Raw genomic sequence first — 23,686 nt, 5'->3', positions numbered from 1 at the left:
CCGGACCGTGACCGTGAGGTGAATGGCAGAATCGGACGATGCCTGGTCTCCATCACGTCGAGCTGTGGATCGCCGACCTCGATGAAGTGCGCGCGCAGTGGCGGTGGATCCTCGAGCGCGTGGGGTTCTCCCCGACGAGCGAATGGAGCGGCGGCGAGTCGTGGGCCGCAGGGGGCAGCTATCTCACGCTCACGATGTCTCCGAACCTGTCGAGCTCCGCGCACGACCGTCGACGCGCCGGCCTCAACCATCTGGCATTCCAGGGCGGTGATCGCACCGCGGTGGATGCGCTGATGGCCGAGGCCGAGCGCCACGGCTGGCGACCGCTGTATGCGGAGCGCTACCCGCACGCCGGCGGCGACCAGCACTACGCGGGCTGGCTCGAGAACGCCTCCGGCTTCAAGATCGAAGTGGTCGCGGACCCGTCGTAGCCGAGCCGGCCTGCTGCCGGACCCCTAGGCGCCGTAGTCGGGCAGCTCCTGCAACGTCCAGGTGTTCCCGTCGGGATCGTCGAACGATACGAACCGTCCCCAGTCGAGGTCCTGGACGCCACGGGCCTCGACGCCGAGCCCCTGCAGGTGCGCGAGCGCCTCGTCGGCATCGGGGACGACGACCTGGATCGAGTTCTGCTGTCCCGGCTCGAGCTCGATGCCCAGCCCGGTGCCGAACGCGATCGAGCAGGCGGACCCCGGCGGCGTCATCTGCACGAAGCGCAGCCCATCGACGGGCGTCTGGTCGTGATCGGGGGTGAATCCGATCCTCTCGTAGAACTCCTTGGACCGGTCCACATCGGTGACCGGCACGAAGATGAGTTCGATCTTCCAGTCCATCACGCACTCCTCCTGTCGGGCTCCTTCGCCCGTCGGCACCCACGGTACGCGGGGCCACCGACACCGCAGAGACACCGACACTGCACAGTCGCCAATCGTGCATGGACGCCGAGACCGCAAGGACACCGAGACGCGATGTGGAGCCGCCGCGAGCCTCGGCGTCAGATCCACCCCTTGTCGAGCGCGATGCGCACCGCCTGCGCACGATTGGCCGCACCGGTCTTGCCGATGGCAGCGGACAGGTGGTTGCGCACGGTGCCGGCCGACAGGAACACCTCGGCGGCGATGGCGGCCGCCGAGCGCCCGTCGGCGGCGAGTCGCAGCACCTGGCGTTCCCGGTCGCTCAGCGGATTCGCTCCGTCGAACAGGCCGTCGGCGGCGAGCTGCGGATCCAGCACCCGCAAACCCGAATGCACGCGGCGGACGGCGTCGGCGAGCGTCTCGGCGGGAGTGTCCTTCACGATGAATCCGCTCGCCCCGGAGTCCAACGCGGAGCGCAGATAGCCCGGGCGTGCGAAGGTGGTCACCACGAGGACGCGCGTCCTCGTGCTCACCTGTCTGATCCGCCGCGTCGCCTCCACACCGTCCATGCCCGGCATCTGGATGTCCATCAGGCACACGTCGGGGTGCAGCTCCTCAACGAGCCGCACGGCCTCCGCGCCGTCCGAGGCCATGCCGACCACAGTCAGGTCGGGCTCGAGGTCGAGCAGCGCACCGAGCGCACCACGCACGAGCGCCTGATCGTCGGCGATCAGCAATCGGATGGACCCATCGTCAGGCGCCGTCACCATGTCACCTCCACGCGGGTTCCGTCCTCCTCGGTCGAGCCGAGGGCGAACGCCGCCCCCGCAGCCGCCGCGCGCTCCCGCATGCCGCGGATGCCGTTGCCCTCTGCGGTGGCGATACCCGCGCCGATGCCCACTCCGTCGTCCTCCACGGCGAGCCGTCCCGGCCATAGGATGACCCGCACGGTGCGGGCACCCGAATGCCGCAGGACGTTGGTCGTCGCCTCGCGGAGGATCCAGCTCGCCGTGATGGCCTGCACCGGCGACAGCGCCTCCGGCTCCCCCTCGACCCGCAGCTCGATGTCCGCCGCGCGGAGCGAATCCCGCGAGGAAGCGAGCTGCTCGATCAGCGTGGTCGCCCGCGCGCCCGCGACCGTCGAGCGCACTCCGGCGATCGCCTCGGCCGTCAACCGCTCGATGTCTGCGAGCTCGGCCCTGGCGCGTTCCGGGTCGGAGTCCATGAGTCTCCGCACCAGCTGCGCTTTGAGACCCACCACCGTCAGCGAATGCCCGATCAGATCGTGCACATCGCGGGCCACGGCTTCGCGTCCCTCGCTGGTCGCGAGTTCCAGACCGAGCCGCTCCGCCTCGGCCGAACGCAGGATGAGCCACGTCGACACCGTGTTGACCACACCGAGCAGCGCGACGATCGCGAGCACCGACAGGTAGCTCAGCCCGCCCGGGAGCAGGAATACGCAGAGCGCCGTCACGGCGACCGCCGCGATGGTCGTGATCCAGTGCCATGCGCGCGTCAGGCCGTAGGACGCGAACGACATGATGAAAGGCAGGAAGCTGAGCGCCGATCCGCCTTCGGCCGGCACCGAGACCAATGCGCAGACGATGAGCGCGGCGAACGTGGCCCACTGCCGCTTCGAGGGGGTGCGCCCCAGCCCGCCACCCCCGCGCATGCCGTGCATGAACCCGGTGACGTACAGCACGACGAACGTCACCAGAGCGACCCATCCCCCGACCACCCAGGCGAGGGGCGCCTCGGAACCGAGCAGGGCGATCACGGGGTAGACGAGGAACACCAGCCAGACCACCGCCATCAGCCAGCCGAACCGCGCCCACGGGTCCTTTCCCGTGGCGCGGCTCGTCGTGCGCTTCTCGTGCGGGGTCATCCGTCCAACCTAGTGTCGCCGCGTGCCACTACTGCCGCGCCCGCGAGCGCTTCATTCCCATCGCGACGAGGAGCGCGAAGAGGACGAGCCAGACGGCCACGTTGAGGAACAGCATCCACAGCGGATCGGTCTGCCCGGTCGTGAGCACCCCGTCGGTGAGGGGCCAGCGGCTCAGCGCCACGAAGCCGTACAGCGGGGTGAACCGGGCGATGTCGAGCATCACGCCGTCGAGAGGCATGAACACGTTGCCGAAGAACGCGAAGAACGTCATCGAGATGGAAGCGAGCGCCGCGGCCGAGTCCGAGCTGAAGAACAGTCCGACACCGAGGCCGAACAGCCCGTACATGAGACCGATCCCGAGGATGATGCCCGCCGTCGCGACCCACCGCCAGGCGTCCTCGGCCTGAGCACCGGTCATCATCCCTGCCACGAACACCGCGACCAGGGCGAGCGCGGCGAAGGACACGGCAGTGAGCAGTTTGGTCAGCGCATACCCCGCGGTGGTGAGCGGGGTCATCGCGAGCTGCCGTCCCCACCCCTGCTTCGCCTCGGTCGCCGCGAGGGAGGTGAGCGAGCTCATCGCGACAGCGGTGCCGTACGCGGCCATCGAGGTCATGACGTAGAACGAGACGTTCCCGTGGCCGGCAGAGAGCGAGCCGTATCCCATCCCGGCACCGAACAGCAGGTACATCGCGACGGGCATCGCCAGGGTGAACGCGAGAGTGTAGGGGTTGCGCAGCTGGCGGACGCCTTCGATGCGCAGCATGGTGGGTGAGACGAGCATGTCAGTTCTCCGTCAGAGCCGTGAAGGCGGTTTCGAGGGTGGGGGCGGCGATCTCGAGGTCGTGCGCGCCGCCGGCGAGGAGGATCCGCGCTGCCGCATCGGAGTCCGTCGCGCGCAGGCTGAGACGATCACCGTCCACACGCACAGCCGCGATCCCCTCCGTCGACGTCAGCGTCGCGACGAGCGCCGTCGGGTCGTCGTCGACCGTGGCGGACACCGTCCGCTCCCCGAGGCTGGCGCGCAGCAGCGCGGTGGGGGCGTCGGCGACGACCGTTCCGCGATGCATCACGACGGTCCGCCGAGCGAACTGCTCCGCCTCTTCGAGGTAGTGGGTGGCGAAGACGATCGTGCGGCCGGCGTCGGCATCCGCACGCATCACGTCCCAGAAGTGGCGGCGGGCCGTGACGTCCATCCCCGCCGTCGGCTCGTCGAGCACCAGGATGTCGGGGTCGGAGATCATCGCGAGCGCGAACTTCACGCGCTGCTGCTCGCCACCCGAGCACTTCGACACCCGTCGGCGGGCGAGAGCGGTGAGGTCGGCGCGCGCCATGACCTCGTCGACCCTCCCCCGCGCCTCGTCTCCGCAGAGGGAGGCGATGAGGCGCACGGTCTCCCCGACGGTGAGGTCGCCCAGCAATCCGCCCGTCTGCAGCACGGCGCCGATCGCACCGCTGGAGGTCGCACGATCCGGAGTCACCCCGAGCACGCGGACGGTGCCGCTGCTCGGTTCGGTGAGGCCCAGCAGCATGTCGAGCGTGGTCGTCTTGCCTGCCCCGTTCGGTCCCAGCAGTGCCACGACCTCGCCCCGCCGGATGGACAGGTCGACCCCGTCCACGGCCTGCACACGGCGCTCCCCTGCGCCGAAGTGTCGTCTCACGGCGCTGAGCTCCAGCACCACGGGGTCATCGATCGGGGCAGCGGAAGCCGGTCGCGCGATGACCCGCGTCGCCGATCCGTCCCTAGAGGTGTCGTCCATGCCTCCAGCCTCGTCCGATGCCGACGAGGAGTCCGGAGGGCGGTGTCATCTCCTCGACGTGACACGTGTCATGTCGAGACCCTCGGCTCATCGTGCCGGGAGCAGCGCCCCCTCGAGGAATTCGGAGAGCTCTGCCGTGTCGTCCAGCGGCAGGATCGCCGCCACGTACTGGTCGGGGCGCACCACGACCACCACACCGTCGCGCGAAAGCTCACGCGCTGCGAAGATGTCGGTCTCCGTCCACTTGCTGGGGCCCGCCGCGTAGACCTTCTCCCAGTCGGTGAGTCCGAGCGGGCCGGTCTTCGGCTGGAACAGCTCGGGTGCCGAGGTGACCTCGACCTCCTCGAAGGGCTGCTGGTAGACGGCTTTGACGTCGAAGATCGCATCCACGTCGGCATCCGTCGGAGTGAAGCGCGCGAACAGCGGAGCGGCCTGCTCCGCCCAGGCGGCGAGCGCCTCGCCGGTGCGGTCGCCGAACGCGTACACGCGCCAGCGCCCGTCGGCCTTCGCGTGGTGTCCGAGGTGCACCACATTGCCGTCGCCGACGCGCACGACCTCGGCCGACTTGAACCGCTTGCCCAGCGGGTAGCCGGGCGCCAGTGCCTGGTGCGCGGCGGTCCCCGTGATCATCGAGGAGGTGTACTGCGTCATGAACCCGGACGGGAACTCGGCCGTTGCGAGGTAGTACGTGGCCAGTTCGTTGGGGTCGGAGATCTCCTCGGGCTTGCGGGCCATCAGGCTCGACCATTCGCGGTCGAAGTCGATCAGCTGCTGGGCGACGGGGCGTCGCTCGGCGCCGTACGTGGCCAGGAGCGCCTCGGGAGCGCGGCCCGTGAGCACCGACCCGAGCTTCCATCCGAGGTTGAAGCCGTCCTGCATGGAGACGTTCATGCCCTGCCCGGCCTTGGCGCTGTGCGTGTGGCAGGCGTCGCCGGTGAGGAACACGCGGGGTGTGCGTCCGGAGCCGTCGATGACGTCGTCGAAGCCGTCGGTCACGCGGTGGCCGACCTCGTACACGCTGTGCCAGGCCACTTCGCGCACGTCGAGCGTGTACGGGTGCAGGATCGCGTTGGCGCGACGGATGATCTCCTCGATGGGCGTCTGGCGCACCCGGTGGTCGTCGTCCTCCGCGACCTCGCCGAGGTCGATGTACATGCGCGAGAGGTATCCGCCCTCGCGCGGGATGTGCAGGATGTTGCCCGCCTCCGAGTTGATGGCGCACTTGGTGCGCCAGTCCGGGAAGTCGGTGTTCACGAGCACGTCCATCACACCCCAGGCATGCGCGGCGGAGGCGCCGACGTGCGTGCGGCCGATGGCCTGTCGCACACCGCTGCGTGCGCCGTCGCACCCGGCGACGAACTTCGCGTGGATCCTGCGTTCTTCGCCCGCGCGCTCACCGGCGACGTAGCGGATCCCCACCTCGACCGGGTACTCCCCCTCGTCGTGGACCGTGAGCCCGGTGAACTCGATCCCGTAGTCGGGCACGATCCGCCCCGGACCGTTGGCCGCGGCCTCGGCGAAGTAGTCGAGCACGCGCGCCTGGTTCACGATGAGGTGCGGGAACTCGCAGATGTCGTAGGCGTAGTCGGCCGTCCGGGAGGTGCGGACGATCTCGTCGCGCTTGTCGGGGTTCGGGCCCCAGAAGTTCATCCAGCCGATGTTGTAGGCCTCGGCGATGATCCGCTCGGCGAACCCGAACGCCTGGAACGTCTCGACGCTGCGCGGCTGGATGCCGTCGGCCTGGCCGAGCGGGAGGCGGCCGTCGCGCTTCTCGATGATGCGGGTGGAGATCTCGGGGTACTGCGCCATCTGGGCGGCCAGCAGCATTCCTGCAGGCCCCGATCCGACGATGAGCACGTCGATCTCGTCAGGGAGGTCGGTGGGGCGGGCTGCGCCGATGCCGGCGGCGTCCTGCACACGCGGGTCAGCGGACACATAGCCGTGGTGGTGGAACTGCATCGTCGTCGATTCCTTCCGGACGTCTTCGTCGGGTCAAGCGCGTCGGGTCCAGCGGGTCTGGTCATGCGCTTCGGGTCGTGTGTGAGGAGCTGTTGCGCGAAGAACTGGTTTGTTCTATATTCGAACAGAGAGTTCTACTATTGAACACAGCCTAAACCGCGACGTCCGTCATCGCAAGGGAGTGCCCCCATGCCCGGCAGCACCACCTCTCCCGCTTCGCAGACTCTGAGCCGCGGCATCCGGATCCTCGAAGTGCTGGCCGATGCCCGCACGCCCCTGACGATCGACGAGCTCGCGTCCCGCCTCGGCGTGCACCGCTCGATCGCCTATCGACTGCTGCGCACGCTGGAGGATCACGGGCTGGTCACGCGCGATGCCGCAGGGGCCGTGAGCCTCGGCGCCCGGATGGCCGCACTCGCCGCCGGGGTCGCGCACGACCTCCAGGCCGAGGCACTCCCCGAGCTCACGGCCATCGCCAACGAGCTCGGCATGACCTGCTTCCTCGGCGTGCTGGACGGCGAGGAGTGCATCACCCTCGCGAGCGTCGAGCCCCGACATGCAGTCGCGAGCGTCGCCCAGCGCCCTGGCGCCCGTCACCCGGTCACGGTCGGCGCACCCGGCAAGGCCATCCTGTCGCTGCTCCCCGAGGATGAATGGCCGCACGTCGTGCCGCCGACCCTCGCCGGCGATGTGGAGTCGACCCGCATCCGCGGCTATGCGACGAGCCACGACGAGGTCATCCCCACGGTGCAGGCCGTCGCCGTCCCCCTCGTCCTGCGCGGACAGCGCCCCGCCGCGATCGCCGTGGTGCACGTGTCCACAGACCTCGACGACGCCGAGATCGCCGCACGGCTCCAGCGTGCAGCATCGGACATCCGCGACGCTCTCGACGGCTGACGTCCGGCTCCGCCGAGACCGCGCACAGACGAACACTCCCGCCGCGCTTCCGGTCGGTCGCCGTAGGGCAGATGACAGGGAGCGCGACGGGAGCAGGTCGACGAGCGGCGCGGCTCAGGCCTTCGCGAGTCCGTAGATCGGGCTGACGGACTGCTCCTCCTCGTGATCCGGTCCGAGCGGGATGCCCGAGCGGTCGCGCAGCAGCAGGGTCGCGACGAGGCCCAGCACGGTCATGCCGGCCAGGTACCAGGTGACGGCGCCCGTCGAGCCGGTCGCCTTCACGATGGCCGTCGCGATCGTCGGGGCGAACGCGCCGCCGGCGATGGCACCGATCGCGTACGAGATCGAGACACCGGAGAAGCGGATGCTCGCGGGGAACAGCTCGGCGTACAGCGCCGCCTGCGGGCCGTAGGTGAATCCGAGGCCGATCGTGAGGATCGCGAGTCCGGTGAACAGCAGCCCGATCTCACCGGTGTTGACCAGCGGGAACAGCGTGAACACACCCACCAGCTGCAGCACCCAGCCGACGATGTACGTGGTGCGACGGCCGATGCGGTCGGAGAGCCAACCCGCGAGGAGGGTGGTGAGCAGCCAGGTGACCGCAGACCCGGCGACAGCCCAGAGCACGGGGCCGCGCTCGAGGCCGATGGGACCTGCGGGGTCCGTGGCGTACCCCTGGATGTAGCCACCGGTGGTCATGTAGCCGACCGCGTTGTTGCCGGCGAAGACGAACGCGGCGACGATCACGAGCAGCAGGTGCTTGCGGAACAGCTGCGCGATCGGCATCCTGGCCTTCTCCTTGCGGGCCGCGAGCTCGGTGAACACGGGGCTCTCCTCGACCTTGCGACGCACGTAGTAGCCGACGAGGATCAGCACGACGCTCAGCAGGAACGGCACGCGCCAGCCCCACGCGAGGAACTGGTCGCCGGGGGCGATCACCGTCATGAGCGCCATCACACCGGAGGCGAGCAGGAGGCCGAGGGGCACGCCGATCTGCGGCGACGCGCCGAAGATGCCGCGCTTCTTGCGGGGAGCATGCTCGACGGCCATCAGCACCGCGCCGCCCCACTCGCCGCCCGCCGAGATGCCCTGCACGATGCGCAGCAGCACCAGCAGGATCGGCGCCATCAGCCCGATGGTCTCGTAGGTGGGGAGGATGCCGATGAGGGCGGTGGCCGCACCCATCAGGATCAGCGTCCACATCAGCACGGTCTTGCGCCCGAGCTTGTCGCCGTAGTGGCCGGCGAGGAAGGCGCCGAGGGGGCGGAACAGGAAGCTGACGCCGACCGTCGCGAAACCGATCAGGGCGCTGTTCTCGCCGAGCGGGGCGAAGAAGAGCTGGCCGAAGACGAGACCGACGGCCGTGGCGTAGATGAAGAAGTCGTACCACTCGACAGTGGTTCCGACGACGGTGGCGAACACGACACGACGTCTGTCTGCCGCTGTCGCGATGGTTCCGGTGGGCGTGAACCCAGCCTGTGACTGCCCGCTCATGGGGTGTCTCCTTTGGTTGTGACCGCATTGTCACGGCGCGCGACGGACGTGAATCCGGAGTGCTTGCCGAGGGGTGAACCGATAATATATGATTTCGAATACGACGCACAAGGCGTCGCGCAGGACACTGACAGCGCGAGGAGGCGCCCCGTGACGGAACCCATCGACCGCCCCGGCAAGATCATCGCGATCCACCTGAGCTACGCCTCCCGAGCGGATCAGCGCGGCCGGCGCCCCGCCGCCCCCTCCTACTTCTTCAAGCCGGCCAGCTCCGTCGGCGTCTCCGGCGGCACCGTCGAGCGGCCGGCCGGTACCGAGCTGCTCGCGTTCGAGGGAGAGATCGCGCTCGTGATCGGCTCGGCCGCGCGCCGCGTCTCCCTCGACGACGCCTGGTCCCACGTGGGCTGGGTGACCGCCTCGAACGACCTCGGCCTGTACGACCTGCGCGCCAACGACAAGGGCTCGAACGTCCGCTCCAAAGGCGGCGACGGCTACACCCCGATCGGCCCCGAGCTGATCGATGCCCGCACCGTCGACCCCGCGGCGCTGCGCGTGCGCACCTGGGTCAACGGCGAACTCCGCCAGGACGACACCACGGCAGGGCTGATCTTCCCGCTCGCCCAACTCGTCGCCGACCTCTCCCAGCACTTCACGCTCGAGCCCGGCGATGTGATCCTCACCGGCACCCCCGCCGGCTCATCCGTCATCGTCCCCGGCGACGTCGTCGAGGTCGAGGTGGACGCACCGGATGCACCGGGAGCCCCGAGCTCGGGTCGCCTCGTCACCACCGTGACCCAGGGCGAGACTCCGTTCGACGGGGAGATCGGCTCGCTCCCCGCCGTTGACGACCTGCAGCGCACCGAGGCATGGGGCTCGCGGGCGGAAGCAGGACTGCCTCCCGTCGAGAAGGCTCCCGGCCTCTCCCCCGAACTGCGCGCACAGTTGCTGGAGGCGCCGACGGCCGGGCTCTCGGCGCAGCTCCGCAAGCGCGGACACCACTCCTGCTTCATCGACGGGGTCTCGGTCAACATCCCGGGACAGAAGATCGTCGGCACCGCGAAGACGCTGCGCTTCGTCCCGTTCCGCGAAGACCTCTTCGCCTCGCACGGCGGCGGCTACAACGCCCAGAAGCGGGCGTTCGATGCCGTGGAGGACGGCGAGGTCATCGTGATCGAAGCTCGCGGCGATGCCACGACGGGCACTCTCGGCGACATCCTGGCCCTGCGCGCCAAGGTGCGGGGCGCAGCGGGAGTCGTCACCGACGGCGGCGTCCGCGATTACGACGCGGTGGCCGAGATCGGCCTTCCCGTGTTCTCGCAGGGCGCGCACCCGTCGGTGCTCGGTCGCAAGCACGTGCCGTGGGACGTGGACGTCACGATCTCCTGCGGCGGCGCGACCGTGCAGCCCGGCGACATCATCGTCGGCGACAGCGACGGCGTGATCGTGATCCCACCGGCCCTGGCCGCCGAGGTCGCGGCGAGCGCCGTCGCGCAGGAGATCGAAGACGCCTGGATCGCCGAGCAGGTCGCCGCAGGACACCCGGTCGACGGCCTCTTCCCCTTGAACGCCGAGTGGCGGGCACGCTACGAGAAGGCCGTGTCCGACGGGAGCACACGATGACCACGACGGCCGCGAGCAAGTCCGAGGTCGCGTACGAGTGGCTGCGCTCCCGCATCACGGGACACATGTTCAGCCCCGGATACCGGCTGGTGCTGGGATCCATCGCCGACGATCTCCAGATGAGCGTCGTCCCCGTGCGCGAGGCGATCCGCCGTCTCGAGGCCGAAGGGCTCGTGACGTTCGAGCGCAACGTCGGCGCGCGGGTGACCCTCGTGGATGAGAGCGAGTACGCGCACACGATGCAGACGCTCGGCCTCGTCGAGGGCTGCGCCACCGCCCTGTCCGCTCCCCTGCTCGACGACCAGGCCCTCGAGGAGGCCGCCCGGATCAACGACCGGATGGCGCAGATGCTCGACCACCTCGACGCGCACGCCTTCACCGAGCTCAACCGCCAGTTCCATTCGGTGCTGTTCGAGCCGTGCCCCAACCCGCACCTGCTCGATCTCGTGCACCGCGGCTGGTCGCGACTCTCCGGCATCCGCGAGACGACCTTCGCCTCGATTCCAGGGCGCGCTCAGCACTCGGTCGAGGAGCACACCGAGATCCTCGACCTCATCCGAGCAGGCGCGGATCCGCTCGAGATCGAACTCGCCGCGCGCAACCACCGCTGGCGCACCATGGACGCGTTCCTCGACGCCCTGCACACCCGTTCCGCCCAGACGACCTCAGCTCAGACGACTTCATCACAGACGACTTCCGCACAGACGACCGGAGAAACCTCATGACCGATTCGCGCATCCCCGCCGACCTCCCCGACCACATCCAGCACTACATCGACGGCGCCTTCGTGGATTCCGTCGACGGCGACACGTTCGACGTGCTCGACCCGGTGACGAACAAGACCTACACGACGGCCGCTGCCGGCAAGAAGGCCGACATCGAGCTCGCGGTGGCCGCAGCCAAGCGCGCCTTCGACGAAGGGCCCTGGCCGCGCATGCTGCCGCGCGAGCGCTCGCGGGTGCTGCACAAGATCGCCGACATCGTGGAGTCGCGCGACGCCCGGCTCGCCGAGCTGGAGTCGTACGACTCCGGCCTGCCGATCACGCAGGCGTTGAGGCAGGCCCGCCGCGCCGCCGAGAACTTCCGCTTCTTCGCCGACCTGATCGTCGCGCAGTCCGACGACGCCTTCAAGGTGCCGGGCAAGCAGATGAACTACGTCAACCGCAAGCCCATCGGCGTGGCCGGACTCATCACACCCTGGAACACGCCGTTCATGCTCGAGTCCTGGAAGCTCGGTCCCGCCCTCGCCACCGGCAACACGGTCGTGCTGAAGCCGGCCGAGTTCACGCCGCTGTCGGCATCCCTGTGGGCGGGCATCTTCGAGGAGGCCGGCCTCCCCCAGGGTGTGTTCAACCTCGTGAACGGCGTCGGCGAAGACGCGGGCGACGCCCTGGTGAAGCACCCCGACGTGCCGCTCATCTCGTTCACCGGCGAGAGCCGTACGGGACAGATCATCTTCGGCAACGCGGCACCCTTCCTCAAGGGGCTCTCGATGGAGCTCGGCGGCAAGTCGCCCGCCGTGGTCTTCGCCGATGCCGACCTGGAGGCCGCCGTCGACGCGACCATCTTCGGAGTCTTCTCCCTGAACGGCGAGCGCTGCACGGCAGGTTCGCGCATCCTCGTCGAGCGGTCGATCTACGAGGAGTTCGTGGAGCGCTACGCGGCGCAGGCGAAGCGCGTCAAGGTCGGCTACCCGCACGACCCCGCCACGGAGGTCGGAGCGCTCGTTCACCCCGAGCACTACGACAAGGTGATGAGCTACGTCGAGATCGGCAAGGGCGAGGGCCGCCTGGTCGCCGGCGGTGGCCGTCCGGAGGGCTTCGAGGAAGGGAACTTCGTCGCACCGACCGTGTTCGCCGATGTCTCCCCCGATGCCCGCATCTTCCAGGAGGAGATCTTCGGTCCGGTCGTCGCGATCACGCCCTTCGACTCCGACGCCGAGGCGCTGTCGCTCGCGAACAACACGAAGTACGGTCTGGCCGCCTACATCTGGACCAACGACCTCAAGCGTGCGCACAACTTCGCGCAGTCGGTCGAGGCCGGCATGGTGTGGCTGAACAGCAACAACGTGCGGGACCTCCGCACCCCGTTCGGCGGTGTGAAGGCATCGGGCCTCGGCCACGAGGGCGGCTATCGCTCCATCGACTTCTACACCGACCAGCAGAGCGTGCACATCACGCTCGCTGAGCACTCGCACAACCCGACCTTCGGCAAGAACTGACCACTACCCCTCCGCTCCGGTCGCGATATGACAGGCTTCTCGCCCGAATCCCCTGGAATATCGCGACCGGAACCGTAAGCAAGGACGCTGACATGACACACCGCGACGACATGACCCTGACCTCCTCGGGCTTCTACGTCTCCCAGGAGGCGCCGATCCGCTCGGACAACCCCATCGCGACGCCGCAGAGCTCGCCTCCGGACATCCTGCGCTGCGCCTACATGGAGCTCGTGGTCACCGACCTCGCCGCGTCGCGCCAGTTCTACGTCGACGTCCTGGGTCTGTACGTGACCGCGGAGGACGACGAGGCGATCTACCTGCGCTCGACCGAGGAGTTCATCCACCACAACCTCGTCTTGCGAAAGGGGCCGATCGCCGCCGTCGCCGCGTTCTCCTACCGCGTCCGCACGCCGGAGGACCTCGACCGCGCCGTCGAGTTCTACACCGAGCTGGGCTGCGACGTGCGCCGCAAGGAGGGCGGCTTCGTGAAGGGCATCGGAGACTCGGTGCGTGTGGTCGACCCCCTCGGCTTCCCGTACGAGTTCTTCTACGCCACCGAGCACGTCGAGCGGATGTCGTGGCGGTACGACCTGCACATCCCCGGCGAGCTGGTGCGGCTCGACCACTTCAACCAGGTCACCCCCGACGTGCCGCGCGCCGTCGGCTTCATGCAGGACCTCGGCTTCCGCGTCACGGAGGACATCCAGGACGAGGAGGGCACGGTCTACGCCGCCTGGATGCGCCGCAAGCCCACCGTGCACGACACGGCCATGACCGGCGGCGACGGACCCCGCATGCACCACGTGTGCTTCGCGACGCACGAGAAGCACAACATCCTCGCGATCTGCGACAAGCTCGGAGCTCTGCGCCGTTCCGACTCGATCGAGCGCGGTCCCGGCCGTCACGGCGTGAGCAACGCGTTCTACCTCTACCTGCGCGACCCCGACGGGCACCGCGTCGAGGTGTACACGCAGGACTACTACACGGGCGACCCCGACAACCCGGTCATCACCTGGGACGTGCACGACAACCAGCGCCGCGACTGGTGGGGCAACCCCGTCGTCCCGTCCTGGTACACGGATGCGTCTCTGGTGCTCGACCTCGACGGCAACCCGCAGCCCGTGGTCGCCCGCACCGACTCCAGCGAGATGGCAGTGACCATCGGTGCCGACGGCTTCTCCTACACGCGAGCGGAAGACGACAAGGACATGCCCGAGTACAAGCAGGGCGAGTACAAGCTCGGCCACCAGCTCTAGGAGGATCCGATGCTGCCAGAGGAGACGATCGCCGCGATCGCCGCAGAACTCGCCGATGCCGACCGCGCGCACAGCGTGATCCCGCGCATCACGGCGCGGTACCCCGAAGCCACGGTCGAGGATTCCTACGCGATCCAGGGCGTCTGGAGGGACTCGCAGATCGCTGCGGGACGTCGCCTCGTGGGGCGCAAGATCGGCCTGACCTCCAAGGCCATGCAGCAGGCGACGGGGATCACCGAACCGGACTACGGCGTCATGTTCGACGACACCGTGTACGAGTCCGGCGCCGCGATCCCCGTCGACCACTTCTCGAACGTGCGCATCGAGGTCGAGCTGGCCTTCGTGCTGAAGACGCCGCTCGAGGGGCCGGACTGCACCCTCGAGGACGCTCTCGCGGCGATCGACTACGCGGTGCCAGCGCTCGAGGTGCTGAACTCGCACATCGAGCTCGAGGGCCGGACGATCGTCGACACCATCAGCGACAACGCCGCCTACGGGGCGATGGTGCTCGGCACGGTGCACAAGCGTCCGGACGAGATCGATCTGCGCTGGGTGCCCGGCGTGCTCTCCCGCAACGGAGAGATCGAGGAGACCGGTGTCGCCGCCGGGGTGCTCGGGCATCCGGCCACCGGAGTGGCATGGCTCGCGAACAAGTTCCACCAGCACGGCGCGCGTCTCGAAGCGGGCGAGATCATCCTGGCAGGATCGTTCACACGCCCGATGTGGGTGTCGCGCGGCGACGAGGTGCTGTGCGATTACGGACCGATGGGAACAATCGCATGCCGCTTCGTCTAGCTCCGTCCTTCCGCGAGCAGTTGGCCGACTCCGACCGATCGCTCGTGGGGATGTGGGTCTGCTCCGGCAGCCCGCTGCTCGCCGAGGTCGCCGCGGGGTCGGGTCTCGACTGGCTGCTGATCGACATGGAGCACTCGGCGAACACGCTGGAGTCCGTGCTGGTGCAGCTTCAGGCGGTCGCCGCCTACCCGATCGCTCCCCTCGTGCGGGTGCCGTCGAATGACACCGTCGCGATCAAGCAGGTCCTCGACCTCGGGGCGCAGAACCTCATCGTCCCGATGGTGTCGTCCGCCGAAGAGGCGCGCACCGCCGTCGCCGCGACCCGGTACCCGCCGGAGGGCGTGCGCGGAGTGGGCAGCGCTCTGGCCCGCAGCGCCCGCTGGAATCGCGTCGACCGGTATCTGCAGGAATCCGCGCAGCACGTGTCGTTGACGGTGCAGATCGAGACGGCTGCGGGCGTCGAAGCCGCCGCCGACATCGCCGCGGTCGACGGGGTGGACGCGGTGTTCGTCGGCCCCTCCGACCTCTCCGCGTCGATGGGATTGCTCGGCCAGCAGACCCACCCCGAGGTCACGGCCGCTGTCGAGAGGGTCTTCACCGCCGTCAAGGCTGCGGGCAAGGCCGTGGGTGTGAACGCCTTCGACCCCACGGCCGCCGATGCCTATCTCGCGGCGGGCGCCGACTTCGTGGCGGTCGGAGCCGACGTGGCGCTGCTCGCCCGAGCCTCCGAGGCCCTGGCCGCCCGCTTCATCGCCGTGGATGCCGCCGACCGCGCCAGCTACTGACCGTTCGACTCGCGCGAATCGTCGTATCCAGGTCCTGGATGCACCCCTTTGCGCGATTCGAAGGGCTCCAGGCCGTGGCAGGATAGCCGGGTGCACAGAGGCGAGGTCGTGAGGTGATCCGCGGGCTCGCCGCGATGCAGGACCGCAACTTCCGCTGGTTCTTCCTGGCGCGCGCCATCACGATGATCGCCGGCTCGATGTCGTCGATCGCGCTCGCGTTCGCGGTCCTCGAGATCGACAACGACGCCAGGTCGCTGTCGTTCGTGCTCGCCGCCTTCACGATCAGCAACATCGTGTTCGTGCTGTTCGGTGGAGTGATCGCCGACCGTCTCCCCCGTGCGCTGATCATCCAGGCCTGCTACGTGGTCGACATCCTCTCGATCGGCACGATCGCGGCTCTGCTGTTCACCGGCACCGCCACGATCCCCCTGCTCATCGTGCTGTCGATCGTGAACGGCGCCTCCACGGCGTTCGTGCTGCCCGCGATGCAGGGCATCATCCCGCAGCTGACGACGCCGGAGCACCTGCAGCAGGCGAACGCGATGCTGTCCTTCGTGCGGTCCGCCGTGACCATCGGCGGCCCGATCATCGCGGGGGTCCTGGTGGCGACGGCGGGGCCGGCGTGGGCGATGGTGGTGCAGGCCGCCGGCTGGGTGATCGCGATCCCGGTGCTGGCGCTCGTGAAGCTCCCGCCGCCATCGCACGCGGGCGGCACCACGATGTTCCACGACCTCCGCATCGGCTGGCGGGAGTTCTGGAGCCGGTCGTGGCTGTGGACGATCGTGCTGGCCTTCATGATCATGAACGCCATCCATGTGGGCGCGTGGGGCGTCGTCGGTCCGTACATCGCCAAGAACAACGACCTGCTGGGCATCACCGGCTGGGGATGGGTGGTCAGCGCCGAAGGCGTCGGGGTGCTGCTGATGACCCTGCTGCTGATGTGGTTCCCGCTGCGACGACCGCTGCGCTACGGGATGATCGGCATGGCCGCGTTCGCGATCCCCGTCACGATGCTGGGCGTCCACCCCGCCGTGGTCCTGCTCGCCATGGCCGCCTTCATCGCGGGTGCCGGCGCCGAGGTGTTCAGCACCGGCTGGAACCTCGCGATGATGGAGAACATCCCCGGCGAGAAGCTCTCCCGGGTGTCGAGCTACGACATGCTCGGGAGCTTCGTCGTGATGCCGATCGGAACCCTGGTCTACGGCTGGCTGATCACGCACGCGGATCCGGCGACCGTTCTGATCACGTCCGGGGTCGTCTACGCGGGTGTCGCGCTCGTCACGCTCGCGGTGCCGAGCGTGTGGCGGATGGGCAGGCCGCAATCCGCGACCCTCCCCGTATGAGCGAGCGGATTCATAGCATCGACCGCGAGACTGTGGGCATGACCTTCGCCGCGCTCCAGCCCCTCGCCGATCGTGCCGCTCTCTTCGTCGCACTCCGTCAGGACGCCCTCTCCGCCGCTGCCGACGCCCTCGGCGAGCACCGCTGGGACGCCGACCTGGCCGCCGGCACGATCACCTTCACGTCCGACGCGGATCCGTCTCGCCAGCTGGTCGCCCGCGCCCACCTGATCGCGACGATCGCGCCGGGCCCCCGCTCTCTCCTCTGGGCCTGGGCACATCCGAGCGGCGACCCGCAGGGCGTCGCGGGTCAGCTGCACGCCTACGGCAGCGAGCACGGGATCACGGAACTGACGACGGCGGAGGTGCCGTTCCCCGACGGCGTGTCCGGCGACGACGCGTGGATCGCTCAGGCTGCGCACACGATCGGCGGTGTCGCCGTCGAGCTCACGGGCCGCTCCCCGTACTACTCCGCCCCGGTCGGCAACGGAACCCGCGCCGTGTTCCTCCTCGATGCCCCGCTCGCACCGCTCACGGTCGCGGATGCGGTCATCGCACTGCCCCGTGTCCTCTCCGCCACGGCACTCCCCGACGCGCGCACGGCGGTCTGGGACCTCGCGCGTCTCGCGGGGTGGACCCTCACCTGGACGGACGAGGCGTTCTCCGGGGCGACGGTGTCGGATGCCACGGGAACCGCGAGCTTCCGCTTCGACGAGCAGGCCCGCATCAGCGGGATCGAGAGCACCCTGCAGACCCAGGGGTGATCGCTTCCTGAGGTGTGGGATTCTGGTCGCATGAAGAACGGAATCGTCCGGTTCGCCGCGCTCTACGTGTTCAACGTCGCGGTCCTGTTGCTGATCGGTCTGCTGCTGCCGGGCGTCTCCGTCGGCCTCAACGCCCTGTGGGCATCGGTCGTCCTGACTCTCGCCGCCCTGTTCGTGAAGCCCCTGCTCGCCGGGGCCTTCCGCAGATCGGCGGCGAAATCGGCGGCCGAGCGCACGAAGACCGGCGAGAAGATCGTGCAGTACGTGCTGGTGTACCTCGTCGAACTCATCATCTGGGTGCTCACGGTCTGGCTGAGCGGTGTGCGCGCTTCCGGATTCTGGGCATTCGTGCTGCCGCCCCTGGCGCTGCTGTTCGGGTGGATGATCTACGACCAGATCGACGATCGCCTGCGGGCGAAGACCGGCGAGATCTACGACTCGGTGCAGGCGAGGATGAAGGGCGGGACGAAGACCGCGCCCTCCGCCGCCGCGCCCGTCCCCGAGACCCCCGAGACCCGAGCCGCACGTGACGAGCTCGGAGACGGTCTGACGGCCGAGCAGCGTCGGATGCTCGACGAGCTGGGCTGATTCGACCCCGCTCCGCGAAGACGAGAGGCGCCCATCCTCCAGGATGGGCGCCTTCTCGTTTCGAGGTCGGTCGTCGTCAGAGCGACCGCTCAGCGGCCTCCACGACGTTCGTCATGAGCAGGGCGACCGTCATGGGGCCGACGCCGCCCGGGTTCGGAGAGATGTACCCCGCGACCTCGGCCACATCCGGTGCGACGTCGCCGAACACGAGGCTCTTGCCGGTGTCGGGGTCGGTCTCGCGCGTCACGCCCACGTCGAGCACTGCAGCTCCGGGCTTGACGTCTTCCGCGCGGATCAGGTGCTTCACCCCGGCGGCGGCGACGATCACGTCGGCTTCACGCAGGTACTTCGGCATGTCGACGGTGCCGGTGTGGGTGAGTGTGACGGTGGCGTTGAGGTCGCGTCGGGTCAGCAGCAGGCCGATGGAGCGACCGATGGTCGCCCCGCGTCCGACCACCACGACGTGCTTGCCCTTGAGGTCGTAGTCGTTGCGCAGCAGCAGCTCGATCACACCGCGCGGCGTGCACGGCAGCGGGGTGTGGATCGGGCTGTTGACGTTCAGCACCAGCCGACCGAGGTTGGTCGGGTGCAGGCCGTCCGCGTCCTTCGCCGGGTCGATCCGCTCGAGGATCGCGTCCGTGTCGATGTGCTTCGGCAGGGGCAGCTGCACGATGTAGCCGTGGCAGGCGGGGTCGGCGTTGAGCTCGTCGATCAGGGCCTCGACGTCGGCCTGCGTCGCATCGGCGGGCAGTTCACGCTGGATCGAGTTCATGCCGATCGCCTCGGACTGCCGGTGCTTCATGCCCACGTACAGCTGCGACGCCGGATCGGCACCCACGAGCACCGTCGCGATTCCCGGCGTGATCCCCTTGCTCTTCAGCTCGGCGACACGCTCGGTGAGCTCGGCACGGATCGCCGCAGAGGCCGCCTTCCCATCGAGGATCTTCGCGGTCATGTCTTCTTCCTTCTTTCCCTGTCGTGTCCTGTTCCTGCTCACCTTGCCCCCTCGCCCCACTCGGCCCGTCGAGCGCACCGGTACTCGGCGAGTGCACGGCCGGTTCGCGTGAACGAGCCGTGCACTCGGCGATATCGCGTGCACTCGCGGAGCGAGGAGCGAGAGGTGCTACTGCTGCAGGTCGGGGTAGAGCGGGAAAGCGGCGGCGAGGGCGTCCACGCGCGCGCGGAGGGCCTCGATATCGGCACCGGGGAGCAGCGCGAGCGCGATGATGTCGGCCACCTCTGTGAACTCGGCATCACCGAAGCCGCGGGTCGCGAGCGCGGGCGTGCCGATGCGCAGACCCGAGGTCACCATCGGCGGACGCGGGTCGTTCGGCACGGCGTTGCGGTTCACCGTGATGTGGATGTCGTGCAGGAGGTCCTCGGCCTGCTTGCCGTCGATCTCGGCGTCGCGCAGGTCGACGAGCACGAGGTGCACGTCGGTTCCGCCCGAGCGCACGGCGATGCCGGCGTCCTGAACGTCCTGCTGCGACAGACGCTCGGCGATGAGCTTCGCACCGCGGAGCACGCGCTCCTGGCGCTCCTTGAACTCCGGCGTGCCTGCGAGCTTGAAGGCGGTCGCCTTCGCGGCGATCACGTGCATGAGCGGCCCGCCCTGCTGGCCGGGGAACACCGCGGTGTTGATCTTCTTGGCGAGCTCGGCGTCGTTGGTGAGGATGAAGCCGGAGCGCGGTCCGCCGATGGTCTTGTGCACGGTCGAGGAGACCACGTGCGCGTGAGGAACCGGGTTCGGGTGCAGACCTGCGGCGACGAGGCCGGCGAAGTGCGCCATGTCGACCCAGAGCAGCGCCCCGACCTCGTCGGCGATCGCACGGAACGCCGCGAAGTCCATCGTGCGTGGGTAGGCGGACCAGCCGGCGATGATCACCTTGGGCTTGTGCTCGATCGCGAGACGACGCACCTCGTCCATGTCGATCGTCGAGGTCTCGGGGTCGACCCCGTAGGCGACGATGTCGTAGAGACGGCCGGAGAAGTTGATCTTCATGCCGTGCGTGAGGTGGCCGCCCTGGTCGAGCGACAGGCCGAGCAGGGTGTCGCCGGGGCGGGCGATCGCGTGCAGCACAGCGGCGTTCGCGGATGCACCCGAGTGCGGCTGGACGTTCGCGAACTCCGCGCCGAACAGGCTCTTGGCTCGGGAGATGGCGAGCTCCTCAGCCACGTCGACCTCTTCGCAGCCGCCGTAGTAGCGACGTCCGGGGTAGCCCTCTGCGTACTTGTTGGTGAGCACGGAGCCCTGCGACTGCAGCACCGAGACGGGCACGAAGTTCTCCGAGGCGATCATCTCGAGGAAGGTCTGCTGACGCTTCAGCTCGCGGTCGAGCACCTGGGCGATCTCGGGATCGACCTCGGAGAGCGGGGCGTTGAAGTAACGGTCGGTCATGACGTGCTCCTTTTGACGACGGATTCGAAAGGGGTGTTCCTATCGGCCCAGGCGCGCGGTCGAATTCCGTGGTCAGTCGCTCCCCGGTGGTAGTCCACCCAGACGCCAGTCGCGACGGTTACGAGCATAGCCGATCAGAGCCGGCGCGCACGTTGCTGATCCGGCCATCGTCGCAGAATCGATTCGATCTCGACCATTCCCCTCGACGACGCCGACGGGTAGGTTTTGTTCATGGTCCTTCCTCATCCTCTCCCTCTGGTCCCCTCACCCGTTTCGGCCGTCCCGCGCGAAGGACGGATGCCGATCACCGCGACGACGCGTGTTCTCGGCTCCTCCCCTGCTGCCGACCAGCTGATCGAGGCGGTCGAGCGTCGCAGCGGTATCCGCCTGGCGCTCGCGGACGAGGCACCCGCCGACATCGAGCTGCTGATCGATGCGACCTCTTCCGCACCCGAGGGGTACACGCTCGAGGTCGGCGAGCGGGCTGTCGTCGTCGGTGCCGACGAGGCGGGACTGTTCTACGGCGTGCAGACACTGCTGCAGTTGCTGCGCCAGGACGAGTCCGGCTGGGGCCTGCTCGGCGCGGAAGTTGCGGATTCCCCCCGCTTCCCGCGGCGCGGAGTCATGCTCGACGTGGCGCGCCACTTCTTCGGCGTCGACGACGTCAAGCGGTTCATCGACAGCACCAGCGCCCTCAAGTTCAACCACCTGCACCTGCACCTCAGCGACGACCAGGGGTGGCGCGTGCACATCGACTCCTGGCCCCTGCTGACCGAGCGGGCATCCCTCACCTCGGCGGACGGCGACCCCGGCGGCTTCTACACGAAGGACGACTACCGCGAGATCGTGAGATATGCCGCCTCGCGTCACATGATCGTCATCCCCGAGATCGACCTTCCCGGCCACACCCACGCGATCGGCGTCGCCTACCCCGAGCTCGTCGAGGCGCCCGTGCTGAACGACAACCTGATCGCGGAGTCGGAGCGGCTCGGCCAGCCCCTCCCCATCGCCGGTGAGACCTACCTGGGGTGGGGGGTCGGCCACTCCAGCGTCCGCATCCACGATGAGCGCACCTACGACTTCGTGCGCGACGTCGTGCGCGAGCTCGCCGAGATGACCCCCGGCCCGTACATACACATCGGCGGCGACGAGTCCCTCGGAACACCTCAAGCCGACTTCGATCTCTTCGCGGAGCGCGCGACCGCGATCGTCGTGGAAGCCGGCAGGATCCCGGTGGCCTGGCACGAGATGGGCTCGGCGGCACACATCGCCGAGGGCACGGTCGGACAGTACTGGGGGAAGACCACCCCCGAGGGCACACACGCCGAGGAGGCCGCCCACTTCGTCGAGCGCGGCGGCGCCCTGATCATGTCGGCGGCGGACGTCACGTATCTCGACATGAAGTACACCGAGGACTTCCCGCTGGGCCTCACCTGGGCAGCGATCATCGATGTGCGCTCCGCCTACGAGTGGGAACCCACCGACGTCCTCGACGTGCCGGACAGCGCGATCCTCGGCATCGAGGCTCCACTGTGGTCGGAGACCACCCGCACGCTCGACGAGGTCGAACAGCTGGTCTTTCCTCGCGCAGCCGCACAGGCCGAGGTCGCCTGGTCGCCGAGAGAGGCACCGGAACGCGCGTGGGAGTCGTTCCGGGTGCGCGTCGGGTCGCTCGCCCCGTTGTGGAAGGCTGAGGGGGTCGACTTCCACCCCGCAGACGAGATCCCCTGGAGCGCACGTTGAGCACCCACTCCTCCGCGACCGGTTCGCTGGTCATCCACTCCGCACGGATCGTCGACCACGGCGACATCGTCGAGGACGGCTGGGTCCGTATCGACGACGGCGTCGTGACCGAGCGCGGGACCGGTTCGGGATGGACGTCCGCGGATGAGGTCGTCGACGCGACGGCCGTCGCCGGTGCCGGCGCTCTGCTCACCCCGGGATTCGTCGACATCCACGGCCATGGCGGCGCCGGCGCGGCGTTCGACGACGGGGCGGAGGCGATCCGCATCGGCCGCGATCTGCACCGGGAGCACGGCACGACCCGTGCCGTCGTGTCGCTGGTCACGGCGTCGCTGGATTCGCTCGCCCGCAGCGTCGGGCTGATCGCCGATCTGACCGAGACGGATGCCGACATCCTCGGCTCGCACCTCGAGGGTCCGTTCCTCGACCCCGGTCACCACGGTGCGCACGAACCGTCACTGCTGCGCCATCCGACGACCGCCGACGTCGCGCGACTGCTGGACGCCGGACGTGGCACCATCCGCCAGGTCACGATCGCTCCCGAACTTCCAGGCGGGCTCGACGCGATCAGGCAGATCGTCGCAGCCGGTTCGGCGGCTGCGATCGGGCACACCGACGCGGACGCGAGCATGGCGGTCGCGGCGTTCGAGGCCGGCGCTTCCATCCTCACGCACGCGTTCAACGCGATGCCGGGCATCCATCACCGTGCCCCCGGACCTGTGCTCGCCGCGGCGGCAGACCACCGTGTGGTCCTCGAGGCGATCGCCGACAACGTCCACCTCGACCCGCACGTCGTCAAGCTGGTGTTCGACTCCGCGCCGGGACGAGTGGCGCTGATCACGGACGCGATGGCGGCCGCAGGAAGCGCCGACGGCCACTACGACCTCGGCGCGGTGAGCGTGACGGTCGAGAACGGAGTCGCGAGAGCCGATGACACCGGGTCGATCGCCGGCTCCACGCTGACGCAGGATGTGGCTCTGCAGCGCGCCGTGCAGGCAGGGGCGAGCCTGGCGGAAGCCGTCCGGGCTCTCACCGAGACCCCGGCGCGTGCGATCGGGCGCGAGGCCTTCCTGGGAAGACTCAGTCCCGGGATGCTCGGCGACGCCGTGCTGCTGGATGCGGAACTGCGCGTCGCGCGCGTGTGGTCAGGACCACGGCTGCTCGTCTGAGACGGCGCCGCGCGCGACGCGCAGCTCTGCGCTCTCCGGTCATGCATTGGTGGGGTGGGAGGCCGCCGTTCCCCAGATCGGCGGCCTCGTCCCCCCTCGTGAGACGGGCGGCTGGGTTCTCCTCCCCCGAGGATCCCGACCCGCCCGACCGGCGCGAATAC

At 69.0% G+C, this 23,686-nt stretch carries 22 protein-coding genes and 1 riboswitch; of the genes, 13 read left to right on the top strand and 9 right to left on the bottom strand.

Annotated elements, in window-relative coordinates; translation table 11 throughout:
- The first annotated feature begins 38 nt into the window (after positions 1-38).
- Positions 39-431, top strand: a complete 393-nt coding sequence (locus FFS56_RS11610) for a VOC family protein (protein ID WP_046748856.1) — start codon at positions 39-41, stop codon at positions 429-431.
- Positions 432-455: 24 nt separating this feature from the next.
- Here the strand turns inward: FFS56_RS11610 and FFS56_RS11605 are convergent, their stop codons facing one another.
- From FFS56_RS11605 to FFS56_RS11580, 6 genes are all read right to left on the bottom strand, one after another.
- Entirely contained in the window at positions 456-830 is a 375-nt protein-coding gene (locus FFS56_RS11605) for a VOC family protein (protein ID WP_058632490.1), read from the bottom strand.
- A 161-nt stretch (positions 831-991) separates the two neighbouring features.
- Positions 992-1,621: a response regulator transcription factor gene (locus FFS56_RS11600; RefSeq protein ID WP_046748854.1), complete on the bottom strand. Its 630-nt coding sequence runs from the start codon at positions 1,619-1,621 to the stop codon at positions 992-994.
- On the bottom strand, positions 1,615-2,736 hold the full coding sequence (locus FFS56_RS11595; protein WP_046748853.1) for a histidine kinase: 1,122 nt from the start codon (positions 2,734-2,736) through the stop codon (positions 1,615-1,617). Before FFS56_RS11595 ends, FFS56_RS11600 begins: the two co-directional genes overlap by 7 nt.
- Before the next feature lie 28 nt (positions 2,737-2,764).
- On the bottom strand, positions 2,765-3,520 hold the full coding sequence (locus FFS56_RS11590; RefSeq protein ID WP_058632493.1) for an ABC transporter permease: 756 nt from the start codon (positions 3,518-3,520) through the stop codon (positions 2,765-2,767).
- Between the two features lies 1 nt (position 3,521).
- Entirely contained in the window at positions 3,522-4,496 is a 975-nt protein-coding gene (locus tag FFS56_RS11585) for an ABC transporter ATP-binding protein (protein WP_127011909.1), read from the bottom strand.
- Between the two features lie 87 nt (positions 4,497-4,583).
- Positions 4,584-6,455: an FAD-dependent monooxygenase gene (locus FFS56_RS11580; RefSeq protein ID WP_046748851.1), complete on the bottom strand. Its 1,872-nt coding sequence runs from the start codon at positions 6,453-6,455 to the stop codon at positions 4,584-4,586.
- A gap of 189 nt (positions 6,456-6,644) precedes the next feature.
- Between FFS56_RS11580 and FFS56_RS11575 the strand changes: the two genes are divergently transcribed.
- On the top strand, positions 6,645-7,352 hold the full coding sequence (locus tag FFS56_RS11575) for an IclR family transcriptional regulator (protein ID WP_127011908.1): 708 nt from the start codon (positions 6,645-6,647) through the stop codon (positions 7,350-7,352).
- 114 nt (positions 7,353-7,466) lie between these two features.
- Here FFS56_RS11575 and FFS56_RS11570 read toward each other — a convergent pair whose 3' ends face one another.
- The gene (locus tag FFS56_RS11570) at positions 7,467-8,846 is read right to left on the bottom strand and encodes an MFS transporter (protein ID WP_046748849.1); all 1,380 of its coding nucleotides are present in this window, start codon (positions 8,844-8,846) and stop codon (positions 7,467-7,469) included.
- Positions 8,847-8,996: 150 nt separating this feature from the next.
- Here FFS56_RS11570 and FFS56_RS11565 point away from each other — a divergent pair, with 150 nt between their 5' ends.
- The 9 genes from FFS56_RS11565 to FFS56_RS11525 all read left to right on the top strand — a co-directional run bounded on the left by FFS56_RS11565 (position 8,997) and on the right by FFS56_RS11525 (position 18,215).
- A complete protein-coding gene (locus FFS56_RS11565) occupies positions 8,997-10,466 on the top strand; it encodes a fumarylacetoacetate hydrolase family protein (protein WP_046748848.1) in 1,470 nt (489 codons plus the stop codon).
- Positions 10,463-11,191 (top strand): GntR family transcriptional regulator, encoded by a 729-nt coding sequence (locus tag FFS56_RS11560; RefSeq protein ID WP_058632498.1) that lies wholly within the window; start codon positions 10,463-10,465, stop codon positions 11,189-11,191. The genes FFS56_RS11565 and FFS56_RS11560 overlap by 4 nt, the downstream gene beginning before the upstream one ends.
- Complete coding sequence (gene hpaE, locus FFS56_RS11555) at positions 11,188-12,687, top strand: 5-carboxymethyl-2-hydroxymuconate semialdehyde dehydrogenase (RefSeq protein WP_137772061.1); 1,500 nt, start codon at positions 11,188-11,190, stop codon at positions 12,685-12,687. The genes FFS56_RS11560 and hpaE overlap by 4 nt, the downstream gene beginning before the upstream one ends.
- A 92-nt stretch (positions 12,688-12,779) precedes the next feature.
- Complete coding sequence (hpaD, locus tag FFS56_RS11550; protein ID WP_046748845.1) at positions 12,780-13,943, top strand: 3,4-dihydroxyphenylacetate 2,3-dioxygenase; 1,164 nt, start codon at positions 12,780-12,782, stop codon at positions 13,941-13,943.
- Positions 13,944-13,952: 9 nt separating this feature from the next.
- A complete protein-coding gene (locus tag FFS56_RS11545) occupies positions 13,953-14,738 on the top strand; it encodes a fumarylacetoacetate hydrolase family protein (protein ID WP_127011907.1) in 786 nt (261 codons plus the stop codon).
- Positions 14,723-15,523, top strand: coding sequence for an HpcH/HpaI aldolase/citrate lyase family protein (locus FFS56_RS11540; RefSeq protein ID WP_046748843.1), 801 nt, complete (start codon positions 14,723-14,725; stop codon positions 15,521-15,523). Before FFS56_RS11545 ends, FFS56_RS11540 begins: the two co-directional genes overlap by 16 nt.
- A 113-nt stretch (positions 15,524-15,636) precedes the next feature.
- Positions 15,637-16,866, top strand: a complete 1,230-nt coding sequence (locus FFS56_RS11535) for an MFS transporter (RefSeq protein WP_052748791.1) — start codon at positions 15,637-15,639, stop codon at positions 16,864-16,866.
- Positions 16,867-16,904: 38 nt separating this feature from the next.
- Complete coding sequence (locus FFS56_RS11530) at positions 16,905-17,627, top strand: DUF6882 domain-containing protein (protein WP_046748842.1); 723 nt, start codon at positions 16,905-16,907, stop codon at positions 17,625-17,627.
- Positions 17,628-17,657: 30 nt separating this feature from the next.
- On the top strand, positions 17,658-18,215 hold the full coding sequence (locus FFS56_RS11525) for a hypothetical protein (RefSeq protein ID WP_046748841.1): 558 nt from the start codon (positions 17,658-17,660) through the stop codon (positions 18,213-18,215).
- 76 nt (positions 18,216-18,291) lie between these two features.
- Here the strand turns inward: FFS56_RS11525 and FFS56_RS11520 are convergent, their stop codons facing one another.
- Together FFS56_RS11520 and glyA are read right to left on the bottom strand one after the other, a co-directional pair.
- Positions 18,292-19,170 (bottom strand): bifunctional methylenetetrahydrofolate dehydrogenase/methenyltetrahydrofolate cyclohydrolase, encoded by an 879-nt coding sequence (locus tag FFS56_RS11520; RefSeq protein WP_137772062.1) that lies wholly within the window; start codon positions 19,168-19,170, stop codon positions 18,292-18,294.
- A gap of 168 nt (positions 19,171-19,338) precedes the next feature.
- Positions 19,339-20,613, bottom strand: a complete 1,275-nt coding sequence (gene glyA / locus FFS56_RS11515) for a serine hydroxymethyltransferase (protein ID WP_046748839.1) — start codon at positions 20,611-20,613, stop codon at positions 19,339-19,341.
- A gap of 38 nt (positions 20,614-20,651) precedes the next feature.
- Positions 20,652-20,736: riboswitch (ZMP/ZTP riboswitch) on the bottom strand.
- 108 nt (positions 20,737-20,844) lie between these two features.
- On the opposite strand from glyA, the gene FFS56_RS11510 reads away from it, so the two are divergent.
- On the top strand, positions 20,845-22,356 hold the full coding sequence (locus FFS56_RS11510; protein ID WP_137772063.1) for a family 20 glycosylhydrolase: 1,512 nt from the start codon (positions 20,845-20,847) through the stop codon (positions 22,354-22,356).
- A complete protein-coding gene (nagA, locus tag FFS56_RS11505; RefSeq protein ID WP_127011905.1) occupies positions 22,353-23,525 on the top strand; it encodes an N-acetylglucosamine-6-phosphate deacetylase in 1,173 nt (390 codons plus the stop codon). Before FFS56_RS11510 ends, nagA begins: the two co-directional genes overlap by 4 nt.
- Positions 23,526-23,686: the final 161 nt, after the last annotated feature.

This window comes from Microbacterium sp. Beta (assembly GCF_005502545.1).
In the GTDB taxonomy this organism is placed as follows: Bacteria; Actinomycetota; Actinomycetes; order Actinomycetales; family Microbacteriaceae; genus Microbacterium; species Microbacterium oxydans.
Note: the sequence above shows the minus strand (reverse complement) of the source record. Positions and strands in the feature narration are given on the sequence as shown.

Excerpts from the sequence above, each read along its gene's own strand:
- FFS56_RS11525 (WP_046748841.1), top strand. The coding sequence starts at position 17,658 with ATGAAGAACGGAATCGTCCGGTTCGCCGCGCTCTACGTGTTCAACGTC.
- FFS56_RS11520 (WP_137772062.1), bottom strand. The coding sequence starts at position 19,170 with ATGACCGCGAAGATCCTCGATGGGAAGGCGGCCTCTGCGGCGATCCGT.
- FFS56_RS11590 (WP_058632493.1), bottom strand. The coding sequence starts at position 3,520 with ATGCTCGTCTCACCCACCATGCTGCGCATCGAAGGCGTCCGCCAGCTG.
- FFS56_RS11580 (WP_046748851.1), bottom strand. The coding sequence starts at position 6,455 with ATGCAGTTCCACCACCACGGCTATGTGTCCGCTGACCCGCGTGTGCAG.
- hpaE (WP_137772061.1), top strand. The coding sequence starts at position 11,188 with ATGACCGATTCGCGCATCCCCGCCGACCTCCCCGACCACATCCAGCAC.
- FFS56_RS11545 (WP_127011907.1), top strand. The coding sequence starts at position 13,953 with ATGCTGCCAGAGGAGACGATCGCCGCGATCGCCGCAGAACTCGCCGAT.
- FFS56_RS11575 (WP_127011908.1), top strand. The coding sequence starts at position 6,645 with ATGCCCGGCAGCACCACCTCTCCCGCTTCGCAGACTCTGAGCCGCGGC.
- FFS56_RS11600 (WP_046748854.1), bottom strand. The coding sequence starts at position 1,621 with ATGGTGACGGCGCCTGACGATGGGTCCATCCGATTGCTGATCGCCGAC.
- FFS56_RS11570 (WP_046748849.1), bottom strand. The coding sequence starts at position 8,846 with ATGAGCGGGCAGTCACAGGCTGGGTTCACGCCCACCGGAACCATCGCG.
- hpaD (WP_046748845.1), top strand. The coding sequence starts at position 12,780 with ATGACACACCGCGACGACATGACCCTGACCTCCTCGGGCTTCTACGTC.
- FFS56_RS11540 (WP_046748843.1), top strand. The coding sequence starts at position 14,723 with ATGCCGCTTCGTCTAGCTCCGTCCTTCCGCGAGCAGTTGGCCGACTCC.
- FFS56_RS11560 (WP_058632498.1), top strand. The coding sequence starts at position 10,463 with ATGACCACGACGGCCGCGAGCAAGTCCGAGGTCGCGTACGAGTGGCTG.
- glyA (WP_046748839.1), bottom strand. The coding sequence starts at position 20,613 with ATGACCGACCGTTACTTCAACGCCCCGCTCTCCGAGGTCGATCCCGAG.
- FFS56_RS11595 (WP_046748853.1), bottom strand. The coding sequence starts at position 2,736 with ATGACCCCGCACGAGAAGCGCACGACGAGCCGCGCCACGGGAAAGGAC.
- FFS56_RS11585 (WP_127011909.1), bottom strand. The coding sequence starts at position 4,496 with ATGGACGACACCTCTAGGGACGGATCGGCGACGCGGGTCATCGCGCGA.
- FFS56_RS11510 (WP_137772063.1), top strand. The coding sequence starts at position 20,845 with ATGGTCCTTCCTCATCCTCTCCCTCTGGTCCCCTCACCCGTTTCGGCC.
- FFS56_RS11610 (WP_046748856.1), top strand. The coding sequence starts at position 39 with ATGCCTGGTCTCCATCACGTCGAGCTGTGGATCGCCGACCTCGATGAA.
- FFS56_RS11605 (WP_058632490.1), bottom strand. The coding sequence starts at position 830 with ATGGACTGGAAGATCGAACTCATCTTCGTGCCGGTCACCGATGTGGAC.
- FFS56_RS11530 (WP_046748842.1), top strand. The coding sequence starts at position 16,905 with ATGACCTTCGCCGCGCTCCAGCCCCTCGCCGATCGTGCCGCTCTCTTC.